Below are 5,582 nucleotides of genomic sequence, written 5' to 3' on the forward strand. Positions count from 1 at the left end.
GCCTACCCCGCCGGCCCCCCGGGGCCCCCCCGCGTCCGGACCGTGTCGCTCGCCGCTGCGCCCGCTGGCTCGAGGACGGGGGAGGATGCGAGCTCCGGGTCAGTGCGCCATCGCCTTGAGCGCCTCCTCGTCGAGCGTGGCGATCGCGTGCGTGTCCTGGAAGTCGCGCACGCCCTCGATCCCCTGCTCGCGGCCCATGCCCGACTGCTTCACGCCGCCGAACGGTGCGCGCAGGTCGAGGCGGTTCGCGCCGTGGTCGTTGATCCACACGTAGCCGCACTGCAGTCGCGAGCCGATGCGCTGCGCGGTCTCGGGGCTCGACGTCCAGACCGATCCGCCCAGGCCCGCCCACGTGTCGTTCGCCGCCGCGACGGCCTCGTCCTCGGCGTCGAACGGGATGAGCGGGATCACCGGCCCGAACTGCTCCTGCGTCACGACGCGCAGCGCCGGGTCCGGATCGATCACCAGCGCCGGGCGGAGGAAGTTGCCGCCCGCCAGATCGCCGCCCGGCAGCTCGCCGTACTCGCGCACATCGGCCCCCGCGTCCTTCGCCTCCTGGATGATCTCCTCGACGAACGCCTTCTGCGCCGGCTGATGCAGCGGGCCCATGGTCGTGCCATCGTCGAGGCCGTAGCCGATCACGACCTTCTGCAGGCGCGCCTCGAGGGCCGCGACGAGCTCGTCGAGCCGCGAGCGGTGCACGTACACGCGCTTGGCGTTCATGCAGATCTGACCCGTGGTGTCGTAGATCGCGCCGAACAGGCGATCGACGTGCGCGTCGTCGAGGACGGCGTCCTCGGCGATCACGGCCGCGTCGTTGCCGCCGAGCTCGAGCGTCACACGGGTCAGCGTCCTCGACGCCATCTCCATCATCCGCTTGCCGCCGTTGACGCTTCCCGTGAACGACAGCTTCGCGACGTCCGGGTTGTCGATCAGGGCCGACATGTTCTCGTCCTTGCCCGTCACGACGTTCAGCACCCCCGCGGGCAGCTTGGCCGCGACACGCTGCACCAGGCGAGCGGTCGCCAGCGGAGCGGACGCCGGCGGCTTGACGACCACCGTGTTGCCCGCGAGCAGCGCGTTCGGCAGAGCCGCGCCCAGGATCGCGATCGGCCAGTTGAACGGCACGATGATCGACACGACACCGAGCGGGGAGTGCTTGACCTGAGTCGTGACGGGGATGCCCGGGGCCGGATCGAGCGTCGTGCCCTCGTCGACCTGGTCGGCGACACCGAGGGTGACGTTCCAGCGGATCTCGAACACGAGCGCGTCGATCCACGCCTCCATCCGGATCTTGCCGTTCTCCTGGGACAGGATGGCCGCGTCGGTGTCGCGGTCGTCCGCGATCCCGGCGATCGCCTCGGCCATCTTCGCCGCGCGCTCCTGTGCCGACAGGGCGGCCCACGCGGGGAAGGCAACCTTCGCGGCCGCCACTGCGTCTGCCACGTCCTGCGGCGACGCGGATGCGGCCTCGCCGACGATCACGCCGGGCTTGCCCGGGTCGGCGATCTTCACGACCTCGTCGGTGAAGCGCTCCTCGCCGCCGATGAACAGGCCCGTTCGGACGGCCGCCTCCGCTGCCTTGCCGGTCTCGGTGTCCGACGCCTCGCCGGATGCGGCGTCGGTGCTGACGACCGCGTTGTCGATGTCCGTCATGTGATCACTCACCTCTCTGTGTGTGCTGCTGCCTTCGTGGCTGCGGGCGGGGTGCCCGCGGGGTTCGCTGGCGCGGGAGCGTCAGGGAGTCGGGTCTCGCGTTCAGTGTGAGCCACGATCGGATCGGAGACAATATCGTCGCCAAAATCCGTTCGGGCGCGGCCTGCGCCCGGCGGGCCGCCGTCCTCCGGGCCCACCGCGCGTGCAAGGCGCGCGGCGCGTCGGCCAGGGCCGCTCGCCGCCCAGCCCGCGCGGATCACCCGCACGGCGTCATCGGCGAGATGCAGCCCGTCGACGTACGGAGCGCGCCAGACGGCGAGGGCGTCGCGCGCGGGCGGCGGGAGGATCGCGGACGAGAACGCCTCGACGCCCCAGCGTCCCTCGTACCCGTCGTCGAGCGCGTTGTGCACCACGTCGGCGATGTCCACCGCGCCGCGCGACAGTCGGCCGCGACCGGACTGGCCGAGTTCCAGGAACGACAGCCGCGGCAGGGCCGCGCGGATGGCGCTCGCGATGTCCTCCTCCTCGACCGCCATGTGGAACGTGTCGAGATGGATGCGAAGATGCGCCGAACCGCTCGCCTCCGCGTAGGCCATCGCCTGCTCGGCCGTGTTGATCATCGGGGTCTCATAGCGGTTGAGCACCTCGAACACGAGCGCGATGCCGCGCTGGTGTGCGGCCTCGGCCACCTCTCCCACGGCCGCGGCGGAGCGCTCCCACGCGTCGCGCGGCACCACGGACGGCGATCTGCCGAACAGGCCGTACTGCACGCCGTTGAGCTGGTCGGCTCCCAGCTCCGCCGCCAGGTCGATGGCTCGCCGCAGCGCATCGGATCCCGCGGCGCGGATCTGCGGGTCGTCCGACGAGACGTCCGCGCCCGGAGACTGGCCGACGATCGGGATCGCCGACAGGCCGCGCGCCTCGCACAGCACCCGGAAGCCGGCCGCATCGAACGAGACCGGATCGACGGGCGGCAGCACGATCCGGCGGAAGCCGCGCGCGGCGATGCCGTCGAGCGCGGCTGTGAGCACGTCGGATCCCGGGTCGGCGAGCACCACGTTGAGGTGACACGCGACGTCGAGCTCCACGGGCAGGCGTCGGGGCACGGCGGACATGGACGGCCCCCTGTCAGAACACCGGCAGCTCGAGGCGCTGCTTGAAGACGGAGTACCCGTCGTCCACGCTCACCACGGTGCCGTTGATCACGCGCGACTCGTCGGATGCGAGGAACGCCACGACGTCGGCGATCTCCTCGGGCTCCGTCAGCTTCCCGCGGAGCTGCTCCGCCGCGAAGGTGGCCTTCAGCTCGTCGCTGAACTGGTTGATGATGGGCGTCGCGACGCGGCCGGGCGTGATCGCGACGGCGCGGATCCCGTGCTCGGCGAGCTCGTACGCCGCCGAGCGCGTGAACGAGATCACGGCGGCCTTGGCGGCGCTGTACGTGAACGACAGCTCGGCTGCCTGCTCGCCGTAGACCGAGGACGTGCTGATGATCACGCCTCCCGTGCCCTGTCTCGCCATCTGCCGCCCGGCGGCGACGATGCCGTAGTAGACGCCGTTCTGGTCGACGCGGACGATCCGCTCGTAATCGGTCTCCGGGTCGTGCTCGAGCAGCGGGACGCCGCCCGCGATGCCGGCGTTGTTGAAGATGACGTGCACGGCTCCGAAGACCTCGACAGCCTTGGCCACCATCGCCTCGACGTCGGCGAACACCGACACGTCGACGCCCGTCGCGGCTGCCGCGCCCGGGAACCCGGCCTGTTCGACCTCGGCGACCACCTGCTCGGCGCGCGCCCTGTCGATGTCGGCGACGAGCACCTTCGCGCCCTCGCGGACGAACTTGTGCACGGTGGTGCGCCCGATGCCGCTCGCGCCGCCGGTGATGATGGCGACCTTGCCGTCGAGTCTCATATGTCTCTCCTCAGTGATGTGTGGGTCGTGGGTGGTGGTCTGGTCCGGCGGGGAGGGGTCGTGCCGCCTCCCCGCCGGCGTTCGGAGACACGGCTCAGAAGGCCGTGTGCGACAGCGCGACCGCGCCGCCGTCGACCGCAAGGATCGCCCCGGTCACGAACGCGGAGGCCGGCGAGACCAGGAAGAGCATGGGCCCCTGGATCTCGGGCATGGTGCCCATCCGGCCGAGCGGGATCGTCGATGCCCATTCCGCCTCGAACTCGGGCGAGATCTCGGTCTTGCCGTCGCCGATCCTCGTCCCCTTGAACGGCCCGGGTGCGATGGCGTTGACCCGGATCCCGCGCGGGGCGAGCTCCAGCGCCGTCTGGCGCACGAAGTTCAGGATCGCCGCCTTGGTCGCGACATAGGCGTACGAGACCATGGGATCCGTGCGCATGCCGGCCGTCGACGCGGTGACCAGGATCCGACCGCCGCGGTCCAGCACGCGCGCCGCCGCCCGGACCGTCTCGAAGGTCCCGGTGAGATTGGTCGCGACCACCTCGTCCCACTCGGCATCCGAGTAGTCGGCGAGCCGGCCGTCGGCCAGGTAGCTCGCGCCGCCGGCGATGCCCGCGTTCGCGACCACCACGGTGGGGCGTCCGATCTCCTCGACGATGCGTCCGAGCACCGCGTCCACCGCGCCGCGGACGGAGACGTCCACGGCGAAGCCGTGCGCCGTGCCGCCCGCGGAGGCGATGCCGGACACCACGTCGGCGACGCGCGACTCGCTGCGCCCGAGCACGATGACCGTCGCGCCGGCCGCGGCGTACATCTCCGCGGCGGCCTGGCCGATCCCGCTCGATGCGCCCGTCACCACGACGAGGTCGCCGTGCAGGTCGAACAGGTCGGCCGGCGCCGTCTGCAGTTGCGTGCTCATGGGGTCAGAGGGTCGGCTCGAACGTGTCGACGTTGCTGCGGTCGATGAGTTCGGCGGGCAGATCGATGAAGTTCTCGTCGGGCAGCGTCGCGCTGTCGCGGTAGTCGTTCATGATGTCGATCACCTGGTCGACGACCCCGATCCAGTCCTGCGCCATCGAGGCGTACATGGGGCCGTCCTTCTTGATCTCGGCCGTCGTCTCCTCGAGCGCGTCGACGCCCGTGACGAAGATGTCGTCGCGTCCCGCCTCGTTGATGGCCTTCACGGCGCCGAGCGCGCCGTCGTCCCACCCGACCCAGACGGCGTCGAGGCCGTCCGGGTTCGCCTGCAGGTAGTCCTGCACGAAGGTGAGCGCCTCGGTGCGGCCCGTGCCGGGGTTGAGCACCTGCTTCATGTCGCCGCCCGCGATGCTCGCGCCCTTCTCCTCCAGCAGGTCGAGCGCGATGTTGCTGCGGGTCTGGATGCCGATGTGCGGGTCGTGTCCGATGACCATGACGTCCTTGCCCTCGAGCGATCCGCCGACCGCCTCCTCGAGCGCGCCGACGGTCTCCTCGGCCATCTGCTGCTGGCTGAAGGTGACGTCGACCGCGTACGCGTCGTTGGGCTCGACGCCGCCGTCGATCGAGAAGATCGGGATGCCGGCGTCGGCCGCCGCCTGCTCGATGACCGCGGTCTGGCGGGGGTCGGGGAAGCCGGCGAGGATCGCGTCCGCGCCGCCCGAGATCTGGTTCTGGATCTCCGTGGTGATCTCGTCGTAGTTGAACTCGCTGGTGTCGAGCGTGACCTCCCAGTTCTCCTGCTCGTTGCCCGCCTCGACGAAGTAGTCGAGCGTGAGCTTTCCGCCGGGGGTGCCGTATCCGGCCGTGAACGCGGCGACCTTGAAGACGCCGTCGTCGCCCATGCCGTTCTCCTTCGTCTCACCGCCGCCGCCGGCGGCCGCGCCGCCCTGGCCGGTGTCGACGGAGCAGCCGGCGAGCGCCGCGATGGCGAACAGGCCGACGCCGGCCGCGGCGAGGGGCTTGAGGATGGTGCGTGCGTGCATCGTGAACTCCTTTGTCTGATGCGGGTACTGCGTGGTGCGGGGTGCCGCGAGGTGCGG

The 5,582-nt window shown here is 71.0% G+C and carries 5 protein-coding genes; all 5 read right to left on the reverse strand.

Annotation, left to right across the window (positions count from 1 at the left end; all coding sequences use genetic code 11):
- Positions 1–99: 99 nt before the first annotated feature.
- A complete protein-coding gene (locus RIF89_RS09700; RefSeq protein WP_309068912.1) occupies positions 100–1,656 on the reverse strand; it encodes an aldehyde dehydrogenase family protein in 1,557 nt (518 codons plus the stop codon).
- A gap of 8 nt (positions 1,657–1,664) precedes the next feature.
- Complete coding sequence (locus RIF89_RS09705) at positions 1,665–2,771, reverse strand: sugar phosphate isomerase/epimerase family protein (protein WP_309068913.1); 1,107 nt, start codon at positions 2,769–2,771, stop codon at positions 1,665–1,667.
- A gap of 13 nt (positions 2,772–2,784) precedes the next feature.
- A complete protein-coding gene (locus RIF89_RS09710) occupies positions 2,785–3,567 on the reverse strand; it encodes an SDR family oxidoreductase (RefSeq protein WP_309068914.1) in 783 nt (260 codons plus the stop codon).
- A gap of 94 nt (positions 3,568–3,661) precedes the next feature.
- The gene (locus RIF89_RS09715; protein WP_309068915.1) at positions 3,662–4,483 is read right to left on the reverse strand and encodes an SDR family NAD(P)-dependent oxidoreductase; all 822 of its coding nucleotides are present in this window, start codon (positions 4,481–4,483) and stop codon (positions 3,662–3,664) included.
- 4 nt (positions 4,484–4,487) lie between these two features.
- On the reverse strand, positions 4,488–5,582 hold a 1,095-nt coding region (locus RIF89_RS09720; RefSeq protein ID WP_309068916.1), incomplete at its 5' end, for a sugar ABC transporter substrate-binding protein.

Origin of the sequence: Microbacterium sp. (assembly GCF_031178525.1) — a bacterium.
Classification (GTDB): Bacteria; Actinomycetota; Actinomycetes; order Actinomycetales; family Microbacteriaceae; genus Microbacterium.